This window comes from Actinokineospora baliensis (genome assembly GCF_016907695.1).
GTDB classification, from domain to species: Bacteria; Actinomycetota; Actinomycetes; order Mycobacteriales; family Pseudonocardiaceae; genus Actinokineospora; species Actinokineospora baliensis.
On sequence record NZ_JAFBCK010000001.1, the window covers coordinates 2,088,462 to 2,107,782 of the forward strand.

Sequence of the window (19,321 nt, forward strand, 5' to 3'; positions counted from 1 at the left end):
GTCGGTCGGCCCCCTCGCGGGTTGCAGCCCAAAGGGGGGTCGGCCGACGCTTTGACATAAACCAGATAGAAACCTAACTTGACTTATGTCAAGAACGGACTGTACACGCCGCAGGTCGGAGACGTGCGCGCGGGATCGGGAATCGCCAGGTGCAGCCGCTAGGAACGCATCCAACCGGCAATCTCTCGCAGCGAGTGCAATTCTCTTGCCGGGTCGCTCGTGTTTGCCGGAATCGAGTCCAACGGTCCGGTCAGGTGTTCCTCGGGGATCTGGTGTCCCAGCGCAGCGGCGACGGTGGCCCAGAGCAGGGCGACCCGACGCTCCACCGCGGCGACCAGGAGTTCGGTGCGGGTGTGGCCGCCGTCGGGCTGGTGGACCCGCCACACCGCCGCGTCCGCCGGTAGGTGGGTGACCAGGGCGCACAGCCGCCTGTAGGAGAGCGAGCCGCGGTAGAGGTCGAGCAGGTCCACCCCGTACCGGAGCAGTTCGGCTTCGAGCGCGTCCGCGGTCATGTCGTCGCCCAGCAACTGGGCGACGGTCAGCGGTTTCCCCGGCCCAACTCCCGCATGACCTTCGTGGAGAAGTCCTCGGCGTCGGCGGCCGTGGCCGCGAGCGAGCGCCAGGTGCGGTACTGGGCGTCGCCGAGGATGATCCGCAGCGCGGCCAGGTGGCGGCCGTCTTCCTCGGCCTCCAGCGCTTCCAGCGGGAAGTCCTCCGCACGGGGCAAGACGAACCGTTTTCCGCGCCACATGACCGCCAGCTCGGCGCCGGTGGGTGCGGGCTTGCCGGTGGCCTCGGCGCGTTGTCGGCTACTCATCGTCATTCACTCCAAAGTGGTCGGTCGTGGTGTTACGGGTGCGCACGTTGCATCGACGCTCAAGACAGGTGGCGCGTCGTGGATGGAGGAGCGACATGAGATCGGGATTTGAACGCCTGCCCCCGACTGCGGACATGGGACCGTGGCGCGTTGAGGTGGGTCCGGAGTCGGCGTGGCTGTGCGGACCACCGCCGCTGGAAGTTCATGGCCGCCGTGTCGCACAGCAACCGCACCTAGGCGAGCACTTCCAACTCGATGCCGGGGTCCGGACCAATCTGGCCTGGTCGTTCCCCGAGGCCAACGTGCATCAGATTGCCGCGGCCTTGGCTCAGATCCTCGGCCACGAGAGCTACTACGAACACTCGGGCGACACCCCGTTCGCTCCGGAAGAGTGGCCCCCGCTCAAAGCCATCGGGAACATTGTCTACGTATGCAGGGCAGCCTGGGTCGAGAATCCTGACCCGCCTGCAACGAACCGTCCCGTGCACGAAGTCGAGTTGGACTACCCAAGCGTGGCGCCACTGCATGACCACTTGGTCACGCTGCTCAACTAGACGTCTTGGCCAGACTCGTCGGCGACGTGTCGATGACAGCGGGGTCGTCGGTGAGCCAGACGGCCAGCACGGTCGAGCCGCCGGTGGGTGCCAGCGCGGCGAAGGTCATGCCCCAGCGGGCTTCCTGGCCACGTGACCACTGGGATTCGTCGGTCTCGGAGACTTCGGCGCGGGGGATGTAGAGGCGGTGGTGGTAGATCTCGCTGTCGCTGATCTGATCGGTCCAGTCCACGCACAGCGCCCGGACGTCCCCCTTGGGGATGGTGCTGATCGCGGCGCGGTACTTCTTGGACCCGGCAACGGTTTCGGCGAAGGTGAGCCCACCGAAGTAGGCGGACAGGACCGCGGCCTTGGTCTCCTGGAAGACCGACTTCACCGTCAGTTCCTGGGACTTGTAGATGTAGCGCGCGGGCGTCAACGCCTGCCAGTGCTCGGTGCCCTCCTTCTCGACCTTGCGCGCCAACGTCACACCATCCGGCGTGGACAGTCCTAGCCCTTTCCACGCTGCGACCAGTGGGGTGGTGGCGTCGGGGGGTTCGGTGGTGCCGGGTGGGGCGAGGGAGAGTTCCCCGGTTCCGGGGACGCGCACGAGCGCGCTGTTGATGGCCATAGGCGTGGGGGCTCCTGGTCAGGGTGGGGTGCGGGCGTGGACGGCGAGGGTGGCGGTGGCCAGTGGCGCCCCGGTGTAGGGGTCGCTGCCGGTGATCGGCGCCGTGAGGGGTTCGGTGTGCAGCAGCGGCGCGGGGGCCGGGCGCACGCACAGCAGCCCGAGCGCGACCGAGAGGGTGGCCTTGGCGGCGTGCGGGGAGGTGTGCCAGCAGGTCAGGCGGATGATCGAGCGTTGGACGGCGGGCCAGGCCCAGGTGTGGCCGTCCTCGGCGACCAGCACCCACGGCAGTCGCGCGGGTCCGCCATCCACACCGTCACCCACAGTTGTGGATACCGGGATCGGGCGACCGCCCGGCCCCGCCACGGCGAGCAGGGGACGCAGCACGCGCAGCACCAGCTCGACCACGTCGACCGGCACCGGAACGTCGGGCGCGGTCACGTCTCCAGTCCCTCGACGTCGAGCCCGGCAGCGACCGCAGCGCGGGTCAGGACTCCGTGGTGGGCCTCCATGCCGACCCCGGCAGGGTGGCGCACCGCGACCGTGGTCCCGGCCCGGTCGGGTGCGGGGTCGTCGACCACCTCGACCGGTAGCGGTTCCCCGCTGGTGACGGTGTGGCCTTGGGCGCGGGCGGCGGTGGCGACCTGGTCGGCCAGCTCGTGCACGGCGGCGGCCAGCTCGGGGCCGCGCAGGATCTCGGCGACCCCGTCCCGGTCGAGCTCGAAGCCGTAGAACGCAGACATCAGCCCTCCACGTGCCGCAGCACCAGCTCGTAGTGGGTCCGGCCGAACCGCGGTGCCCAGTGGGCGGGGCGGCCGTCGACCTCGCATACCCGCCCGCCCCATAGCACCCGGTCGCGCGGGTCGATCGCCTCGCGAGTGAACACCCGCCACCGAGTCTCCAACGGGGAACGCCCCTGCAGGACGGTGACCGGCTCGGCGGTGGACAGCGGTTGGACGTTCGCGGCCACGGTGCGGCGGGGTGCGGCCGGGCCGTAGTCCAGGGTGGGGGCGGGGTTGCCGTAGGCGTCGGTCACCTGGATCGGGGTGATGACCACCAGGCGGTGCGGGAGCAGCATCGGCGGCCCCCGGCGTGTGGATCAGGTGGTCCAGATCGAGAACGCGTCACCGCGGCCCGGCGCTGCCGGGCGGAGTAGATCGAGTTCGTCGTCGGTGAGGTAGAGACCGCCGCCCTCGCGCGCGGCCACCCGGGTGTGCCCGCCGACCGTCTCGGACTTCACCCCGTCCGCGGGGGTACCGAGAGCGCGGAGCACGGCGGTGCAGATGACCCCGACCGCGGTGTCCGGGGGTGGGCTGGGGAACGGGATCACCCGCGAGCGGGCCAGCGCGGTGGCGTCGGCGATGAACACCGCCGCGCGGGCCTGCTCGCCTGGGGTGAGTTCCTGATCGGTGCGGGCCTGCACGTCGGCGACGGTGGCCAACGGGACCGGGACGGGAGTGGACAACCGACACCTCCATGCCGGACCTCAGCCCTGGGCCGACCCTCGTGGCCCGGTGCCCGGTGGCCGTCCGCGACCGCGGGGGTCGACCATGACCGGCACGACGTCCCGGTAGGGCTCGTCGTCCAGTTCCGCGGCTTCCGGTGGCGGGCCGTGCATGGTCAGCACCCAGAAGTGGTCCACGTCGACGTTCTCGTTGCAGGCGTTGCACGAGATGCGCACGACACCTTCGGGCTCGCTGACGCGGGCGAGGTAACCGACCTTGTGCAACGAGTGGACGCCGACCTTGCAGGTGGAGGGCAGGACCGCGACCCGCCACCCGGCGTTCGTGCGTCGGTATCGGACTGTCGCATCGGGAGGCCGGTCATCGAACATGCCCGCACCCTAACCACACTCTCGAACGTGTGTTCGAGTCGGGTCATTCGGGTGACGGCCCACCCCGGCTACGGGGTAGCGGGGTCCTTGGGTGGGCGGCCACCGGCGGCACGGACACCCATGTCGGCGGGCAGGCCGCGCAGAGCCTCGATGGTGGCCTTGTCGGTCACCTCGGTCTCGCCGTCGTGGAAGACGACGCCGAGGTCGTGCACGACCAGCTCCGGGTACACACTGCTGGTGAACTTCACGCGCCGCTCCTTAGCTGGTGGTGAGGTTGGTGATCTTGCCGTGAGCGACCTCCGGCCCGTACTCCAGACCGATCTCCCCGTAGATCTGGGCACGGTCGGTCGATCCGGTGCGCGCCAACGGTTCGGAGAACAAGAACCCCTTGCCGGGGGTTTCCAGGAGCACGGGGCTGCACTGGTCGAGGGAGACGACCTGAAGGGCGTCGGCGGGCATGAACCGCGAGAGCATCACGTTGACCCGACCGAAGTCGGTCTCGATTGTGGACACCGCGACACCGGCGACGGTGCGCGACTCCTCCTTGTAGTTCTTCTTGGTGATGAACTCGTTGGTGAGCTGGCGCTTCTGCCACGCACCGCACATCAGAGTGGCGGTCTCGGAGATCTGGATGCCGCCGGACTCCCACACCCGCTGCATGAGGTCGAGCACCATCTTCTCCGTCAAGGCGGCGGGGGTCGCGTTGGTGATGACGTTGGTGACGGTCGCGTTGAGGATGCCGCGGGTCTTGCGGGCTGTGCTGTTGGTGGTCGGTTCCTGGAACGTGCCGGTCAGGAAACCCAGCTCGACGTCACGTCCGATCTGGACGAGCGCTTGGCGGGTCTGCCAGTCCATCTCGACCGCGACCGCGTTCGTGCCGCCGATGGACGCGGCGTTGGGGTGCGCTGAACCGGTGGAGGCGAACATGCCCTGTGAGGCTTGGCGGGTGTAGGTGACGCCCACGGTCTCCTGGTGGATCTCCAGCACATTGCGGTCCTGCCCGCGCACGCGGGTCTCCGCCGCCGGGGCGTCCGCACCCTCCACCCGCTGGCGATTGGCGTCGGGGGCGCGCAGGTCGTACACCGACCAGGTGTGGACGACGCCGTTGGCGCGCTTGCCGCCGGTCAGTCCGCCGATGGCGGACAGGAACGGCGTATCCGTTGGCGTCAAAGAGAAAAGCTCACCAACGAAGTTGGGGGCGTTGAAGGTGTTGGCGATAGCGGCCACACCAGGCATAGGCAGACTGTCCTTTCACAGCAAGGGAAACAGGGAGGGTGTGGACCCGCTAGTGGGGGCGTGGCATCGCCACGAGGCGCTGGTTCTTCAACGTGATCGCCGTAGCCCAGTCACCGGCCTTCTCGGCGGCGGCGATCTGCTCGTCCAACCCAGCGGGACCGGTCTGCCGCGCGCCCTGGGAGGGATCAGGGGCAGGGCGGCGGGGACCGTCGGAGCGGGCCAGGTGTGGGCGGCGCGCGAGTTCGGCGGCCAGGTCCGCGGTGATCGCGGCAGTGTCGATCTCGCCGGTGCCGGTGACGTAGCGGGCGTGGTCATCGAGGAAGCGCGGCGCGTCGGACGGGTCGGCCCAGCCGCTAGCGGCGGCCCGGATCTCCGCCTGCACCGCGCGGCGCCGCAACGCGGCAACCTGGGTCTCCGCCTCGGTGGCGCGGGCGGTGGCCTTCTCGACGTCGGACAGCTGCGCGGCCTGCGCGTCGTCCCACTGCTGGGCCTTGGCCCGCGCGTCGCGGGCGGACTGCTCGGCCGCGGTCAACTTGGTCCGGGTCTGCTCGTACAGCGCCTTGTAATCCGGGGCCGCGTCCTCACCGCCTGCGCCGGTGGTGGGCGGGCCGACGGGCGGCGGGGTGGGGCCGGTGTTCTCAGGCTGCGGGGGTGGGGAATCGGGCACGGGAATGGTCCAATCGCCGAGCGGGAATAAGGTGTGGGATACTGCGCGAGTGCGATTCCGGCCCTCGCGAACTCAGATAGCCGCCGTTCTGGCGGCGACCTCTGCCGGTGCGCAGGTGATGGCGGGCGTAGCCGGGTCGGTTACGCCGTGGACCGCGGGGTGGTTGGTCGGTACAGCTGCCGCCCAAGTGGGTGCCGTGCTCTTGAGTGCAGCTCCCGCAGCATCAAAAAAAAACGTGCGGTGGGCCTGAAACGGCCGTTTGGGGCCCACGCCGAGCACAAACGTCCGTTTGGGTCGCCTGCCCAGACAGATCACGTCGCGGTGGAGCTGGTGAGGTAGCCGAAGCGGCGCAACGCGGCAAGCAGTTCGGCGCGGTCGTGGCTGCTATGCACGAGCTGGACTGCGGTGGGTCGGGCGATACCGCTGGAGCGGTAGTGGGACCCGGGTCGGGTGGCGGTGTCCCCGAGCTGGCGGCCGATGCCGCGCACGGTGGTGGCCTCGCGGGTGAACGCTTGGCCGCCTGCGATGTAGACCGCGCCCTTGCGGCGGGCGTTGACCACGCGGGCCATGTCGGCCCCGGCCCGAATCGCTGCGGCGTCGCCCTTGCCGAACGCCTTGTCCTGTTCCGCGGTACTCATCCGGTCGAACAGGGCGGTCGGGGTGTTGCCCCGGTCGTCGCGTTCCCACTGCTCGCGGGTGACCGGCCGCATCCCGCAGTCGCAGCGGGGGTGCCGCAGGAACCCGTCGCTGTAGCGGTAGAGCCGCCCGGCCAGGATCACGCACCGCCCGCACGCTGGGAGCCGCACCACGCGTTCGTACCCGGCCACCGCGGACTCGGTGATCATCGCGGCCTGCACGGCAGCGCGGCCGGTGTCCCCGACCTCGGTGGCCACGTAGGTGAGCAGGCGGGACAGGGCCAGGGTGCGAGCGTCGGACGCGGGCATACCGAGGTCCAAGGCGCGGCGGAGCCAGGCCAGGACCTGGTCCATCAGGACCCGTAGCGACATCCCGTTGGCGGCGTACCCGGCGAACGCCCCCGCGACCAGCCGCCCCATCGGAGCGGACACCGCCGCGGCGGCGGCCAGGGCAGCGGTGACGTAGGGCGCGGCGATCGCGGCGGCGGTGATCTGGGCTTCCTCGGTGGCGATCACGACCCGGGGCCGCACGTCCTGCTCCCACGAACCGCCCAGGTCCGACAGCGACAGCCGCGCCCACGCGTCCTGCGCGGTCTGCACCGCGCCGCGCACCGCCAGCTGCTGCCGCGCGTACAACCGGGCCTCGGGGTCCAGCAGAGGTGTACTCACCGGCGACCCCCGGATGGTGCGAGAAACGCCGGGGGCGCGGGGCGCTCACCGCGGGCAGCCGGGACGGCCGGTTCTTCGTCGTCCTGGGACGTGCTCGAGTTCGGGTCGGGTCGGGGGCCGTACTCGGCGGCCAAGTCCCCACCCGCGACCCGGGCGTAGGCTTCTTGGTCCTCGGCCTCCATGTCCCGGATCTGCGCGTCGCCGTAACCCAACGCCCGCCGAGACGCGCGCCGGGGCAGCAGCTTGTCCGCCCCGTAGAGCTTGGTGACCGCGTCGGCCTGGGCGGCGAAGGTCGGGGTGGCGGCGTCGACCCACATGGTCTCCATGCGCAGCGCCTCCGGAGGGATACGGCCGTCGCGGACCAGCAGGACCAGGCGCATGACCTGCTCCCACCCGTCCCCGAAGGACCTCTGGCGGCGTTCGGCGCGTTTGATGTGGCGGCCCTCGCTGGAGCGGATGCCGTCCGCGCTGGCCGGGTTCTCCGTGGCGTAGCCCAGGAAGTGGGGTGGTAGCCCACTGATCGACGCGGTCAGCCTCGCCAGCGCGTTCAGGGTGTTGTGGAAGTTCGACAAGTCCGCTTCCGGGAACTGCCCAACCGCCACGCCATCCTCACGCGGGGACTTCGGCGTCGCCCACAGAACACCAGCCACCGCCTGCCACGGCGTAAGCGGCTTCCCCTGCGCATCAACGAAATCGGACTGCTCGAACCCGAGCGCGTACCGGCGCGGCATCGCGTGGAACTCCGCGGACACCATCATGTCCGTGGCCACCTTGCACGCCGCGTCCGACAACGGGATCACGCTGGACAGCTCCGAGCGACCCAAGGCGACCGGCTTGGTGCGGCGGCGCCGAGTACGCGGGCGGTTGATCAGCGGCACCACCGGCACCTCGCCCATGCCGTGCTCGTCGCGCCGGTCCTCCGCCCATGCCGAGCCGCCGTCGTGAGAGGTGTACCAAATCGTCTCGTTCGGCAGATACAGCGTCGCGTGCGTGGCCGACAGGCTGGACGTGCCCGGCGCCGCTCCGTCGTCGTACCAACGCTTCAGCGCCGCTCGGACCTTGCGGGTACGCGGGTCCAACTCCGCGTGCACCTCCAACGGCGACTCCACCGTCACCAACGGAGCCGACTCATCAGCCTCATTCGTCCCCACGATCGCGAACGCCCTGCCCATCACCAACGCGTCGATATGCGCCTGCTGAGACGCCAGATCCAGCCGGTTGGCCTTCCAGATCCGCCACAGATCCCGATCCGCGGCGTCCCGGCCGCCGAGCCGAAAGCCAGTCACGTCCAACCGCTCATCAAGGCTGTCCACGATCAGTTCAGGCCAGTTGACCACGACCTGACGCACCCGGTTGTCCAAGCGCCGCAACAACTCCGGGTGCATGTACGACAGCGGCTGCTCGCCCTCGTAGTAGGCGTCCAGCAACTCCAACTCGGGAAGCTGAGCGTTGTGCTGGGTCGACAAGCGCGCCAGCCAAGCGGATTCTGGCAGCGCTAGTTCTACCGCCATTGCGTCACCCCCATGAGTCGGTATGGTCCGCTACATGCAGACAGGGGCAGTTCCATCATGGGTGACGTTGGCGCTAGCGGTGATTGCGCTTGTCGGTCCGCTCGGTGGCGCCTGGATCGGCGCTCGGGTGACTGCACGACGAGATGACCGACGCTGGGATCGCGACCGAGAACGCGACGATATCCGTTGGAGGCGAGAGTCGGCCGAGCGCACCGCCAACCGAGAATACGAGGCGGAAAACCAATGGCGGGACCGCAGATCCAATTTGTACGCAGACTTGCTCGGAACAACCGACAAACTTGATGACCTACTGGCGCCACGCGATAGCAAGGGGCTTTACAGATACGCGAGCTACGCCGAACTTGAAGTAGTGTCTACGCCACTACTCGAACTGCTAAATGACCAATTGAGAGTTGTGACGCTTGTCGGATCGGATCAGATGTCGCGAACTGCCCGTTACGTAATCCAAATCTTCGAGAGTCAGGTTCGACACTTCGAGTACCTGATACAGACTGGCTTGTACGACGATATCCACGAGGGTCTTACGATGACTCCGCGCGAAGGAAGACGGGAACTTCACCGCCGAATGCGCGAGGATCTCGGAATAGACCCGCCCACTCCAGCCGACGACCTCATGCGATGACTACCATCCGCCCCGACTTCCTGGCCCTCTGACCGGGCAGCTTCCACTCGGATACAGCCATCGCGACGGTCCCGCGTCCATACGTTTGGCGGTCTTGCCGCGTTCGGGCTTGTCCGGGCGGATCAGGTCGGGCTCGCCGGGTGGGTGGCATACTTCGACGATGACAGCCGCCGCAGCCAAGTCATTCCTGAATCGTCAGGATGGAGAAGTTGCAAGAGCGATACCTACTGACAGCGCGCGGAGACAACGCCTATGCCAGAATGGCTCATGCCTGAATGGGTCTTTCCTGCTCGACCGACTGTCGAGGAAGCGGAGCGACGACGCGCCGAACTTGCCCGCGAAGGCGGTCGCGTTGTCCCTAACCAGCACATTGTATCCAAGGCTGTACTGAAGAACTTCAGCGAGAAAGACTCCAAAGGTGGACACTTTCTGGTCCCTTACAATGTTCGATCCGGCCTGGAGTTGCGTCCGCTGGGAGTTAAAGGATGCGGAAAGATCCGGAACTTTGTGCGGTACGCATCCGCCTCGCTAGAGTACCTCTGGAAATCAACTGTCGAAGATCACCTGCACGATGCTGTGCAAGCGATACACGATGGGAGCATCCTTAATGAGCCTAGATTGATCAAGGTCATGAAGGACTGCATCGCCTTGCATCTGGTTCGATCACCTTGGTATCTGGCGCTCCACGACAAGATCGTCGAACAAGCCACTACAGAGGGTCGAGAGTGGATCTTGCGCGCATATGGCCCGCGGTTGGAGCGCGCGTTCTTTGCAAGGTACGGACTGCACGCCGCTGGCAATGAAGCTCTGGGGGCATTTCTCGACGAGAACATGGCCAACTGGAGAGATCTCCGCGCCAGCGGACTCCTGGAGCGCCAGAGCGTGGAGGAGCACTTCGAGATGGCGCGCGGAACCTTCGACCCGCTTCAGATTCAACTTCTATTCGCACCATCCAGTCATGAGTTTGTAATTGCCGATTCACCAGCCTTCACCTACTCGTTCGATCACGACAAGGAAGTATTCACAAACATCAGGAAAGCGATAGGTGATTCCAACGGTGCTGGTATGCCTATTACAAACCGGTGCTACGTGGTCACCGCTCCGGATGCGGTCAGCGCAACCGTCTCACACCGACTACTGGATGCCCTGAATCGAACGCAGGTCAAGGCCGCGCATGAGCACGTCTATTACCGCCCTGGCAGTAATCTAAAGGAGTTCGTCGCTTCGGCTAGAGTCGATTCGCAAAGTGAAATGCCCAGCAACGCGGAAGTCACATCACCACCATCCGGCCCGACTTCTTGACCTTCTGCCCCCGCAACCGCCAGCCACTGACGGCCATCGCGCCAGTGGGGACGGCGTCGATCCTCTTGCCGGTCTTGCCGCGCTCAGGCTTGTCGGGGCGGATGAGATCGGGTTCGCCCGACGGGCTGCGCACTTCCACATTGTCGAAGCAGAACTCGGCGATGGGGTTGCAGTGGTGCGACCAGCCGCGGGACTTGGTCAGTGCCATGAGTTCGGTCATGCCGTGGGTCATGCCCTTGTAGGTTTGGGCGACCGGGTACATCGGCACACCGGCGCGCTTCTCCAGGCGTTGGCGAACGGGCTCGCCGGACCACTCGTCGTAGGAGACGTCCGCGACGCGGAGCAGGCCGGTGTCGGTGACGATGTCGTTCTCGACGGTGTCGTAGTCGATGACCTCGCCGTCGGTGACGGTCAGCCAGCCTTGGTCGGCCCAGCGGCTCGCGCGGCCGTCCAGGCGCTCGTCCAGGAAGGTCACCGCGGACTCGGGTAGCCAGAACCGCCACAGCGCGGACACGTGGCCGTCGATGCCGTCGGGGACGATGAGGCACCAAGCGGTGAGGTCGAGTTTGGAGGCGAGGTCGAGTCCACCCCAAGCGGGTTTCCCGGCGAGGCGTTCGCGGAGTAGGGCGGGGTGGTCGAGGGTGGTTCCGGCGCAGAGCAGGTAGAGGTGCATGGGCATCCACCGGGTGGACTGCGCGACCCACTGGTTGAGCCGGAACTGCCGGAAACTGTTCTCTTTCGCCGGGTCATTGCGGGCTTCCAGGGCTTCCTCGCGCAGGGCGGCGAGGGAGAGGAAGTCGCCGAGGGCGGGGTTTGCGTGGTACCAGTTGGTCTCGTCCCAGGGGTCCGCGTCGGCGGGCAGGTTGCGCAGGTAGACGAACCTGTGCGGTGCCCTGCTCGGGTTCTCGGCGATCTTGACGCACTCGTCGTGCTCGGCCTTGGCAAAGCTGGACGGGTCGTTGCCCGCGGTAGTCGCGGCGATCAGCAGCGGTTCGAGCCGGGTGCCCATGCCGGTGCGCATGGCGTGCCAGAGATCGCCGGAGGGTTGGGTCAGCACCTCGTCGAAGACCACACAGGACGGGTTGGAGCCGAGGTTGCCCAGCGCATCGGCGGGGACGACGGCGTAGACGCTGTTGGTCTTCTCGTCCACGATCCGCGCCGAGCTGTCGAGCACCTTCAACCGGCGCGAGAGGACCGGGGAGAGAGCGACCATGCGGGCGGCGACGTTGAACACGAGGCGGGCTTGGTCGGTGTCGCGGGCGCACCCATAGATCTCGGCGGACTCGACCCCGTCACCGCACAGCATGTACAGCGCCACGAAAGCGAGCAATTCCGACTTGCCGTTCTTCCTCGCGATCTCGATCCAGGCGACGCGGAACCGGCGGACGTAGCATTGCGCTTCGTCGTCCCATCGGACCTCACCGAGAAGGGGCCGGACGATGTCGTCGCGCTGCCACTCGGCGAGGATGAACGGCTTCCGCGCCCACCGGTCTTTGGTGTGGACGCAGATTTCCTCGGCGAACGCCTGGGCATGATCCGCACGTGGCTTGCACAGGTGGTCGCCGCGCTTGCGGCAGATCCGACCGTCGAAGACCCGCCCGCACGTCGGCAGCCGCGCCCCGGGCGGTCTGGTGGTTGTGCGGGGCGTTGCGGTGCGGGTGCGCGGGCGGGTCTTCGAGCCGCGGGCGGGCGGCTTAGGAGAGGAGGCGGTCGGGTCCGTGGCCGAGGTGGTCATGGCCCACCTCGACCTTGATCGCCTGCCGATCCGCAGGTGTCAGCCCGAACCGGGCCGCGAACTGGAGGAAGGTGCGTTCGGCGTCGGCCTGGACGACGAGGGCCGGGTTCTTCATCAGACCGGACCCGCCTTGCACGAGCAGCGCCGATCCGTTGACCAACTGGGTCGCGGCCCGGTAGCGGGCCAGGGCCTCACACAGCACGAGGAACGCATCGGTGTCCCAGGCAGTAAGCACGCCGCGGGCGGCCAGGCCGGGGGCCAGGCGCTCCCAGATGGCGCGGGCGGCGTCGGATGCCCAGTCCGGGCAGGTGATCTCCTGCTCCGGCGGGGCGGGTTCGTTCGTGTTGATCCGGTCGGGTCGGTCGCCGTGCAGGATGCGCAGGGCGGTGGGCTTGGCGGCCGGGCCGCGCTTACCGATGGCTGGTCACCTCCTTCCCTCCCACCGCCCTGCGGCTGCTCCGGTCAGGTTCCGGAGCTGCGTCCGCGGCTCGGGCTGGCCGCGTTGCGGGAGAACGTGCGCCGGATGGCTGCTCCGGCGCGGGCGAGGCGCGCTCGCATGGTGGGCTACTCCTTTCCGTTCTCGTCGGGGTCGTCGGTGGGCATGGGGATGCCGAGAATGCGGGCGGCGGCGTGCCCGTCGAGGTACTTGTCCCCGAGGATGAGCAGCCGCGCGGCGCGCAGGAACGCTTCCTTGTCGGCCCGGGTCTTGAAGCACAGCGCGAACCAGTATTCGGAGTCGGTCGCCAGCCGGAACCGGTCGTCCTCGCGGGCGGTGCGCTCGCGGAAGCCCTTGGCCACCGCGTCGAGCTCGGCGGCGGCGTCGTTCTCCAGGTCTCCGGTGTAGGCGACGTTCTCCAACGGGTCCGGTTCGGGCGGTGCGTTGAGCTGGGCGAGGAGTTCGTCCTGGGTCAGCGGGGCGCCGAGTGAGACTTGGGCTTGGAGCTGGGCGAGCAGGGCCGTGTTGGGGTCCTGGTCATCGGGTGAGGTCACGGCGGAACATCTCCAGGTCGGCGAGCGGAAACCAGGACAAGATCCGGGCGTAGTCCTCGGGCGCGTTGTCCATGATCGGCTTGAGAAACCGGTAGTCCAACCCGTCGAAGCTGCGGCCGAACCACTCGTACTCCGTCGGCAACGGACACGAATGCCGGGCCAGTGCCTCGCGGACGTCGGCGATGCGCCAGTCCCACACCGGACTGAGTTTGCGCAGGTGCTCGCGCACCGGTCCGTGCGTGACCATCGCCATCCGTCTGTTCGGCGAGTCCGCGGCCCGGACACCGTCGGCGTTCCACGCCCCCGGCAGGTCGAGGTCGTTGCGGAGCAGGTCCGCGATCTCCTCGTAGGTGGGCTCGGGGAACTGCGCGGCCTCGATGATCGCGCACCGCTCGGGCGGTTGGAACAGGAAACTGTTGAGCCACCGATACAGGCTCGGGTGGGGCAGGTTCACGATCCGGGTGCCGAAGAAGTCCTCATAGAACTTGAGGCTGTCGTCCACGAACCGCAGATTCGGCACGAGATACAGGTGGTAGGGGACGACGGTGATCCCGGCCTCGCGCATGGCAAGCCACGCCGCGAGGCTGTCCTTGCCTCGCGAGAAGCCGAGCAGAACCGGTTTCCCTTCGGCGGCAAGTTCGGCGCGGATGGTCTCCGAGGGGGTGATGTCGTCAATGCTGGTCGGCAGGCGTGTCTCCTTCGTGGGTGGACACCCGGGCACCGTGTGGTGCGCGGGTCACCGGGTCGGGTCCCAGGAGCGGTCGGGGGTGGTGCGGGCGATGAGCCGCCCGACGCCGGTATGGGACAGGCTGGTGCGCGAGGCGATGCCCCGGTGGGACGCACCGAGCGCTTTCGCTTGCCGGATCAGGGATTCCCGCTCCTCGCGCCACGCGTGGTACTGCTCGTCGGCCTGCTCCAGCGCGTCCAGCACCGCGGCCAGGCGGTCGGCGGTGGCGGTGATCGGATCGGTCACCGGCGCCCCCGGCGGACACGTGGGTACGGCCGTTGCGGAAACCTGTCAGGTTGTGGCCGGGCCTCAGTGGCTTGTGCCCTCCCGGCCCGGTCGGGGGTGTCCCCCCTGGGGTGTCCGTGGCGCGGCGTGACGGCACGTGATCGGGCCCTGAGTGCGGCGGGCGGGAGCTGGTGCACCGGGCACGGTGCCGGACGGGTGCGGCGGTCACGGGGAGTGCCAGCCTCCCCGGGTCCGGGGGTCGGTGGCGGTCACCCGGGCATGGCACCGGGCACACAGCCCACGGCCCCGGGCCGGGTCGTCGGGGTCCAGCCCAGCGGCCACCAGCTCTCGGCGGGTGGCGGGCCAGTGGTCGGCCACGGTGGCAGGATCGGCACACGGTCGGCTCTGGTGGTCGGGGCAGTCGGTGAGGTCACAGCGGCACACCGGGTCACGGGCCAGCACAGCGGGCCGGAAGCGGGATCGGTGCCGGCCGGAGTAGCCACGGTCAGCGGAGGTGCCCCCGGTCCGGCGCGCGCGGGTGCGGCACGCGCAGCACCGGCCCCCGGTGGCGGTGGTGTTCGGGCAGCCCGGTCGGGAACAGGGACGGGGCGCGCGTGCGGGCATCGGCACCACCGGGGAACCGGGCTGGGTGCGGGCATGGGTCCGGCCCCCACACCGGGCGGTGTGGGGGCCGGGGGTCGGACGGTGGGTCAGTGGGACCACTGGGCGGGCGGGTGGCCACCCCGGGCGGTCCACTGGTCAATGCCGGTGATCAGTTCGGCCATGCGGTCGGGGTCCGGGGCACGGCCTGCCAGGGTGTCAGCGGCCAGTGTGGACAGTTCGGCCCATGCGGTGGTCGGGTCCATTTCAGGCCACCTGCAAGAGCTTGAAGGCTTGAGACTTGATTCGGGCGGTTGCCCCCAACAGGGCGCGTTCGGCCCGGACGGTGTTGGCGTTCTCCGCGTCTCCGGGGACGTCGATCCAGTGGTCGGCAACCTCGGTCAGGGTGGCCCAGCCGGACCAGTGACTGCCGGTGTTGCCTTTGCCGATGTTGGCGTTCGTCTCGCCCTTGAACACCTTCTTGATCAGGCGCATGAAGTCGGCGTCGCGCTCGCGCACCTTGTCGGTCGCGTCCTTGTCCGGTGCGGGCCAGATCTCCCGGCAGACCTTCTCCAGGTCGGCGATGGTCAGCTGCGCGTTGATCATCTTCTCGGCTTCGGCGGAGAACGCGTCGACGTAGTCGAACGTGATCCCCAGCTTCTCCCGGGCCTCGGACACCCGGGCCGGGGCGGTCGGGGAGTGGCGGAAGGTCCAGCGGGAACGGAAGTTGGCCAGTGCGGCGGCCTGGGTGTTGGCACAGACCACCCGCACGGGGGTGATCAGGAACTCCGAGGACCGGCCCGGCTCGAAGTAGTTCAAGCCCGCGATGTTCATCTCCACCGCGTCCACCCCGCCCACGAGGATGCCCTTGGGCATCCGGGCGGTGATGAAGGTGTCCAGGCCACCCCGGAGACTTCCGGCGGTATCGACGATGGCCCCGGAGTCATCCAGGATGGCTTGCAGGGTGGCGCCCATGATCTCGTTCGAGATCGGGGTGTAGTTGACCCCACCCACGGACAGCACTTCCCGCTCACCGGTGAACGGGTTGGTGCGGACCACGGCCCGGTGCTTGTGCACCGGCAACGGGACCACGCAGTCGTCCGGGAGGACCTTGCGGCTGAAGTCCAGACCCTCGTGGTCCCCGATCGCGCACATCTCGTCGTGGGTGCCGTTGAGCGGGGCGGAGCACTCCTCGCACTTGCTGCCCCTGGGCAGGGCCATCATCGGCTCCACGCTGACGTCCCAGTTGGCCAGGTTGGCCATCTCCAGAGCTTCGGCAACGGCCATCGGCCCGGGGGCCACAAACCCCAGTCGGTGCCATGCGGGAGTGAGGGCAGAGACAAAGGCGGCGGTCTTGTCGGGTCCCATCTCAATTTCATGTGCCACGGGAAAGCCCTTTCAAAGGGGGTTTTGTGCCCCTGCCGGATCGGCGGGGCGGTTCTTTCGGCACCCCCAACATTACCGGCCACCAAGCCTCTGTCCAGCACTTCACGGCCATTCCGGATGTCATTTACCCGAACGGCTCAACGTGATTTGCGTGCAATTCTGCGACCAGGGGAAACGGCCGACCGTGGGTAAAGGAAAGGGGGTCCGGCGGTGACGCCGGACCCCCTCACACCCCTTTGATTACTTTGCCGAAAGAACCAGTAGGGCGTGGGCCATCCTCCCGCAGCCGCGAGAGGGTGTCGAGGGCCGGGTCATCGGTCCCATCCCTGGTGCTCGCCGATCTCCAGCAGCGTGGCCACCGCGTCGGGGTCGGCAACCATCTCGTCCGCGGGCATCGCGGCCAGCCGCAGTAGGTCCGCCTCCAGGCGCTCACGGCCCTGGTCGGTTCCCGGGTCGCGGTAGGGCGGGGTCTTCCCGTCGCCGCACAGCCGCCGGTGGAGCTCCGCGCACGCGGCCTGCACCTCGGCCTCGTCGCGGGCGCCGTCGTCGATCTCGGAGTCCGTGCCGGGGGCCGCGGTCGGGTCGGGGTAGCAGCCGCCCTCGTAGTGGCCGTCCCAGGGCGTGCCCACCCACACCTTGTCCGTGTGGAAGGTCAGCCAGCGGCGGTCACGGGTTCGACGGACCCGTCCTGTGCCTGCGGGCACGTTCTGGCCGCAGTGTCCGCAGATGCCGTCGCGTTTGTTGCGGTACCAGGTGAAGTCCCGGCCCATCACGCACCACCGGAGGAGGTCAGGGCGCGGTGTCGCTCGGAGCCGATCGCCACCAGCTCGGGGCCGTAGATCGTCTCCTCGCCGGTGCAGCGGCCCGCGTGGTAGGCGCACCAGGGCTGGTCCTGGTCGGCGTCGAGGATGGTTCCGGGCTCGTCACAGCGGAGGTCGGTGCACTGCGTGCACGCGGCGCAGAGGGCTTTGCCGATCTGGTCGTGGCCGTGGACGGTGACGGCCGCCGCCGTGGTGTCGGGATGGTTGACGCAGCGGAGCGCGGTCATCGCGGCTCTCCCGGAAAGTAGGGGACACGGAAGCGCGCTTCCCGTTCCGTGTCGGCGGTGAGGAAGTAGGCGGGCAGCGTCGTGCGTCCTTCGGCGAGAGCCTTGTAGACGCGGTGCCAGCCGTCGATCACGAGGTTGCCCATGTCGATCCCGTCCAGCGGCTCCAGCGGGGCCACGATGAGGGGAACCGACAGGTCCCGGCCCATGGCGTACACGGTGTCGACATGCACGAGCGACGTTCCGCCGCGGACCGGGTCAGGCAGCAACGGGCGCAGGTTGCCGATGCCCGCGGCGGGAACCAGAACGGCCGCAGCGGGGTCTGCTGCGATCAGCTCCTGCGCCAGGGTCACGCACCAGCGCTGGTGTATCCAGGTGAACCCGTGACAGCCCAGGTGCGTCCTGGGATGTGGTGTTGTCATGACGGCTCCCCGAGTCGCCGGGGCGGGCCGGTCATGTGCGTGCGCACGGCCTCGTGAAGCAGACGCACCTGGCGGACCTGTTCGGGACTGGCCGATGTGCCGCCGTAGCGGCGTTCGATCTGGGCCACCGAATGCGACGTGAGGCTGTCCCACCGGGCGGTGCTGATCAGCAGGGAACACGTCGGGCACGCCTGCCAGTCCGAGGTACTTGCGTGCTCTGTTGCGGCCAGAATGAAAGGCCGCACCGGCACGATGAACTCGGCGGACTTGACGGTGCAGAAGTCACAGAAGCCGCGCCACCCCGGCGGGGCGGGCTCGGGCTCCGCGGGGTGGTCGGCGACCGACCACACCGGGTGTTCGTAGACCTGTGTGGTGGGCGTGGAGTGCAGGTCGAGCGCGATGCCGCAGGTCCGGCACAGCATGGGGCCGCTCATTGGACCGTCCCGTCGTCGGCGACGGTGAACACTCCAAGCGGCCAGTGCCGGTCGCACGTCGCCCACTGGGCCTCGTGCGCCAGCCAGGTGGCGAACGGCCACCACAGCCGCCCGGGTTCGCGCTGCGGAGCCACGGAGAACACCGCGTGTGCGACGGTGTGGTGCAGGGCCAGCGCTCGCAGCGTCAGCGCCGCGGTGGGGATGACCGTCAGGTCCTGCGGCGGCGTGGTGCCCGGTCCGAGCAGCCATTCGTCGTCCAAGCCGCCGATGACCACGGTGGGTACGACCCCGGTTGCCGGGTCCTGGTGCATCACCGCGACCCGCAGCGTGGCGTGCTCGGGGATCGAGCCGAACCCCCGTTCGAGTTCCAACAGGGCCAACACGGCACGCGCGACCGCGGTCACGTCCGGTTCGGCCGCACCGGCGCCGAAGGTCGTTGCCGTCACCACGCCCACCACCCGGAGTGGCCCGCGAGGAACGCGGCCATGCGGGCCAGTCGGCGGCGGATCGGGTGACGCCAGTGGTAGCGGCGCACGCTGACCCGGCCGGGGGCCAAGGCGCCGGGCTCGAACTCGCGCAGCACCACCACGTTCGGGCCGACGAACCGCCGCACCCCGTCGTGGTGGTGGTAGTTGTACCGGTCGACGTACCGCCGAACCCGGGTGGCGAGCTGATCGACCGTGTGCGGGTCCTCCAGTTCGCTCGCGGGCACGCCCCGGACATGAATGTCCATGATCCAGGGGTGGTCGGGGCGGTAGCGATAGACCAAAGCGGAGAACAGCAGCCCGCACTCGTCGGCCAACTCGGTCATCAAGTGCTTGGCCAGCTCCGGTACGCTCCAGTACTCGGTGTCCGCCACTCGATCCCCGGTGAGCAGGTCCTCGTCCGTCGGCGGATGCCCCCGACTGATCAACGGTTGGACGGATCTTCTCAACCTCGACACGCATTACCTCCAGAGGTGACAGAAACCCCCGGGCCTCATTCCGGCCCATTCAATTTTGGGGCTCCCCATTACCTCTAGTCGGCAAAACAGCACAGGGCAATTGTAATTAGTGCGGGCATTGTCACCGGCGCGGATCGCGGAAATCGCGACCCTATTAAAGGGAACGGAAAACTGAATTGCGATGCCGACGGGTGCGGGCGGCGGTCGCGCGGACCCGTCGGCACAGGGGTAGGCGCCGTGGAGTCCTGCAAGCGGTCCGCCACCCGCACCCAGGGGCGGCAGCCGCGCAGGGTGGGATGCGCGGCTGCCGCCATGGGGAAGAAGTGGGGTTCTCGGCGT

General features: G+C 68.4%; 28 protein-coding genes. 2 read left to right on the top strand and 26 right to left on the bottom strand.

What is annotated here, in order from left to right; translation table 11 throughout:
- Positions 1-158: 158 nt before the first annotated feature.
- Both JOD54_RS09895 and JOD54_RS09900 read right to left on the bottom strand, forming a co-directional pair.
- Entirely contained in the window at positions 159-527 is a 369-nt protein-coding gene (locus JOD54_RS09895) for a hypothetical protein (protein ID WP_204450239.1), read from the bottom strand.
- Positions 528-538: 11 nt separating this feature from the next.
- A complete protein-coding gene (locus tag JOD54_RS09900; RefSeq protein WP_239573330.1) occupies positions 539-823 on the bottom strand; it encodes a hypothetical protein in 285 nt (94 codons plus the stop codon).
- Between the two features lie 89 nt (positions 824-912).
- Between JOD54_RS09900 and JOD54_RS09905 the strand changes: the two genes are divergently transcribed.
- The gene (locus tag JOD54_RS09905) at positions 913-1,371 is read left to right on the top strand and encodes a hypothetical protein (protein ID WP_204450240.1); all 459 of its coding nucleotides are present in this window, start codon (positions 913-915) and stop codon (positions 1,369-1,371) included.
- Here JOD54_RS09905 and JOD54_RS09910 read toward each other — a convergent pair.
- The 11 genes from JOD54_RS09910 to JOD54_RS09960 form a co-directional block, all read right to left on the bottom strand.
- Entirely contained in the window at positions 1,364-1,981 is a 618-nt protein-coding gene (locus JOD54_RS09910; protein ID WP_204450241.1) for a phage tail tube protein, read from the bottom strand. The genes JOD54_RS09905 and JOD54_RS09910 overlap by 8 nt on opposite strands.
- Positions 1,982-1,999: 18 nt before the next feature.
- Positions 2,000-2,419 (bottom strand): hypothetical protein, encoded by a 420-nt coding sequence (locus JOD54_RS09915; protein WP_204450242.1) that lies wholly within the window; start codon positions 2,417-2,419, stop codon positions 2,000-2,002.
- Positions 2,416-2,721 carry a hypothetical protein gene (locus tag JOD54_RS09920; protein WP_204450243.1) on the bottom strand — a complete coding sequence of 102 codons (306 nt, stop codon included), beginning with the start codon at positions 2,719-2,721 and terminating at the stop codon, positions 2,416-2,418. The genes JOD54_RS09915 and JOD54_RS09920 overlap by 4 nt, the downstream gene beginning before the upstream one ends.
- Entirely contained in the window at positions 2,721-3,056 is a 336-nt protein-coding gene (locus JOD54_RS09925; RefSeq protein ID WP_204450244.1) for a phage head completion protein, read from the bottom strand. Before JOD54_RS09925 ends, JOD54_RS09920 begins: the two co-directional genes overlap by 1 nt.
- A 21-nt stretch (positions 3,057-3,077) precedes the next feature.
- Positions 3,078-3,443, bottom strand: a complete 366-nt coding sequence (locus JOD54_RS09930; RefSeq protein ID WP_204450245.1) for a hypothetical protein — start codon at positions 3,441-3,443, stop codon at positions 3,078-3,080.
- Positions 3,444-3,464: 21 nt separating this feature from the next.
- Complete coding sequence (locus JOD54_RS09935) at positions 3,465-3,812, bottom strand: hypothetical protein (protein WP_204450246.1); 348 nt, start codon at positions 3,810-3,812, stop codon at positions 3,465-3,467.
- A 68-nt stretch (positions 3,813-3,880) separates the two neighbouring features.
- Complete coding sequence (locus JOD54_RS09940; protein WP_204450247.1) at positions 3,881-4,060, bottom strand: hypothetical protein; 180 nt, start codon at positions 4,058-4,060, stop codon at positions 3,881-3,883.
- A gap of 10 nt (positions 4,061-4,070) precedes the next feature.
- Entirely contained in the window at positions 4,071-5,048 is a 978-nt protein-coding gene (locus JOD54_RS09945) for an SU10 major capsid protein (RefSeq protein ID WP_204450248.1), read from the bottom strand.
- A 49-nt stretch (positions 5,049-5,097) separates the two neighbouring features.
- Complete coding sequence (locus JOD54_RS09950) at positions 5,098-5,715, bottom strand: hypothetical protein (RefSeq protein WP_204450249.1); 618 nt, start codon at positions 5,713-5,715, stop codon at positions 5,098-5,100.
- A 311-nt stretch (positions 5,716-6,026) separates the two neighbouring features.
- Positions 6,027-7,019 (bottom strand): VG15 protein, encoded by a 993-nt coding sequence (locus JOD54_RS09955; protein WP_204450250.1) that lies wholly within the window; start codon positions 7,017-7,019, stop codon positions 6,027-6,029.
- On the bottom strand, positions 7,016-8,530 hold the full coding sequence (locus JOD54_RS09960; protein WP_239573331.1) for a phage portal protein: 1,515 nt from the start codon (positions 8,528-8,530) through the stop codon (positions 7,016-7,018). Before JOD54_RS09960 ends, JOD54_RS09955 begins: the two co-directional genes overlap by 4 nt.
- A 910-nt stretch (positions 8,531-9,440) precedes the next feature.
- On the opposite strand from JOD54_RS09960, the gene JOD54_RS09965 reads away from it, so the two are divergent.
- Entirely contained in the window at positions 9,441-10,475 is a 1,035-nt protein-coding gene (locus tag JOD54_RS09965; protein ID WP_204450251.1) for a DUF4238 domain-containing protein, read from the top strand.
- Here JOD54_RS09965 and JOD54_RS09970 read toward each other — a convergent pair.
- From JOD54_RS09970 to JOD54_RS10030, 13 genes are all read right to left on the bottom strand, one after another.
- Complete coding sequence (locus tag JOD54_RS09970; protein WP_204450252.1) at positions 10,444-12,210, bottom strand: terminase large subunit; 1,767 nt, start codon at positions 12,208-12,210, stop codon at positions 10,444-10,446. The two genes, JOD54_RS09965 and JOD54_RS09970, sit on opposite strands and share 32 nt — an antisense overlap.
- Entirely contained in the window at positions 12,170-12,628 is a 459-nt protein-coding gene (locus JOD54_RS09975) for a phage terminase small subunit P27 family (RefSeq protein WP_204456185.1), read from the bottom strand. The genes JOD54_RS09970 and JOD54_RS09975 overlap by 41 nt, the downstream gene beginning before the upstream one ends.
- A 146-nt stretch (positions 12,629-12,774) precedes the next feature.
- On the bottom strand, positions 12,775-13,200 hold the full coding sequence (locus JOD54_RS09980; protein WP_204450253.1) for a hypothetical protein: 426 nt from the start codon (positions 13,198-13,200) through the stop codon (positions 12,775-12,777).
- The gene (locus JOD54_RS09985; protein ID WP_204450254.1) at positions 13,184-13,921 is read right to left on the bottom strand and encodes an adenine nucleotide alpha hydrolase family protein; all 738 of its coding nucleotides are present in this window, start codon (positions 13,919-13,921) and stop codon (positions 13,184-13,186) included. Before JOD54_RS09985 ends, JOD54_RS09980 begins: the two co-directional genes overlap by 17 nt.
- Positions 13,922-13,936: 15 nt before the next feature.
- Positions 13,937-14,173, bottom strand: a complete 237-nt coding sequence (locus JOD54_RS09990; protein WP_204450255.1) for a hypothetical protein — start codon at positions 14,171-14,173, stop codon at positions 13,937-13,939.
- Positions 14,174-14,862: 689 nt separating this feature from the next.
- On the bottom strand, positions 14,863-15,018 hold the full coding sequence (locus tag JOD54_RS09995) for a hypothetical protein (RefSeq protein WP_204450256.1): 156 nt from the start codon (positions 15,016-15,018) through the stop codon (positions 14,863-14,865).
- A gap of 1 nt (position 15,019) precedes the next feature.
- A complete protein-coding gene (locus JOD54_RS10000) occupies positions 15,020-16,120 on the bottom strand; it encodes a DUF932 domain-containing protein (protein ID WP_204450257.1) in 1,101 nt (366 codons plus the stop codon).
- Positions 16,121-16,449: 329 nt separating this feature from the next.
- Positions 16,450-16,908 (bottom strand): hypothetical protein, encoded by a 459-nt coding sequence (locus JOD54_RS10005; RefSeq protein WP_204450258.1) that lies wholly within the window; start codon positions 16,906-16,908, stop codon positions 16,450-16,452.
- On the bottom strand, positions 16,908-17,186 hold the full coding sequence (locus tag JOD54_RS10010) for a hypothetical protein (protein WP_204450259.1): 279 nt from the start codon (positions 17,184-17,186) through the stop codon (positions 16,908-16,910). The genes JOD54_RS10005 and JOD54_RS10010 overlap by 1 nt, the downstream gene beginning before the upstream one ends.
- On the bottom strand, positions 17,183-17,536 hold the full coding sequence (locus tag JOD54_RS10015; RefSeq protein WP_204450260.1) for a hypothetical protein: 354 nt from the start codon (positions 17,534-17,536) through the stop codon (positions 17,183-17,185). Before JOD54_RS10015 ends, JOD54_RS10010 begins: the two co-directional genes overlap by 4 nt.
- 65 nt (positions 17,537-17,601) lie before the next feature.
- Positions 17,602-18,039, bottom strand: a complete 438-nt coding sequence (locus JOD54_RS10020) for a hypothetical protein (RefSeq protein ID WP_204450261.1) — start codon at positions 18,037-18,039, stop codon at positions 17,602-17,604.
- Positions 18,036-18,485, bottom strand: a complete 450-nt coding sequence (locus tag JOD54_RS10025) for a hypothetical protein (RefSeq protein WP_204450262.1) — start codon at positions 18,483-18,485, stop codon at positions 18,036-18,038. The genes JOD54_RS10020 and JOD54_RS10025 overlap by 4 nt, the downstream gene beginning before the upstream one ends.
- Positions 18,482-18,982: a hypothetical protein gene (locus tag JOD54_RS10030; RefSeq protein WP_204450263.1), complete on the bottom strand. Its 501-nt coding sequence runs from the start codon at positions 18,980-18,982 to the stop codon at positions 18,482-18,484. The genes JOD54_RS10025 and JOD54_RS10030 overlap by 4 nt, the downstream gene beginning before the upstream one ends.
- Positions 18,983-19,321: the final 339 nt, after the last annotated feature.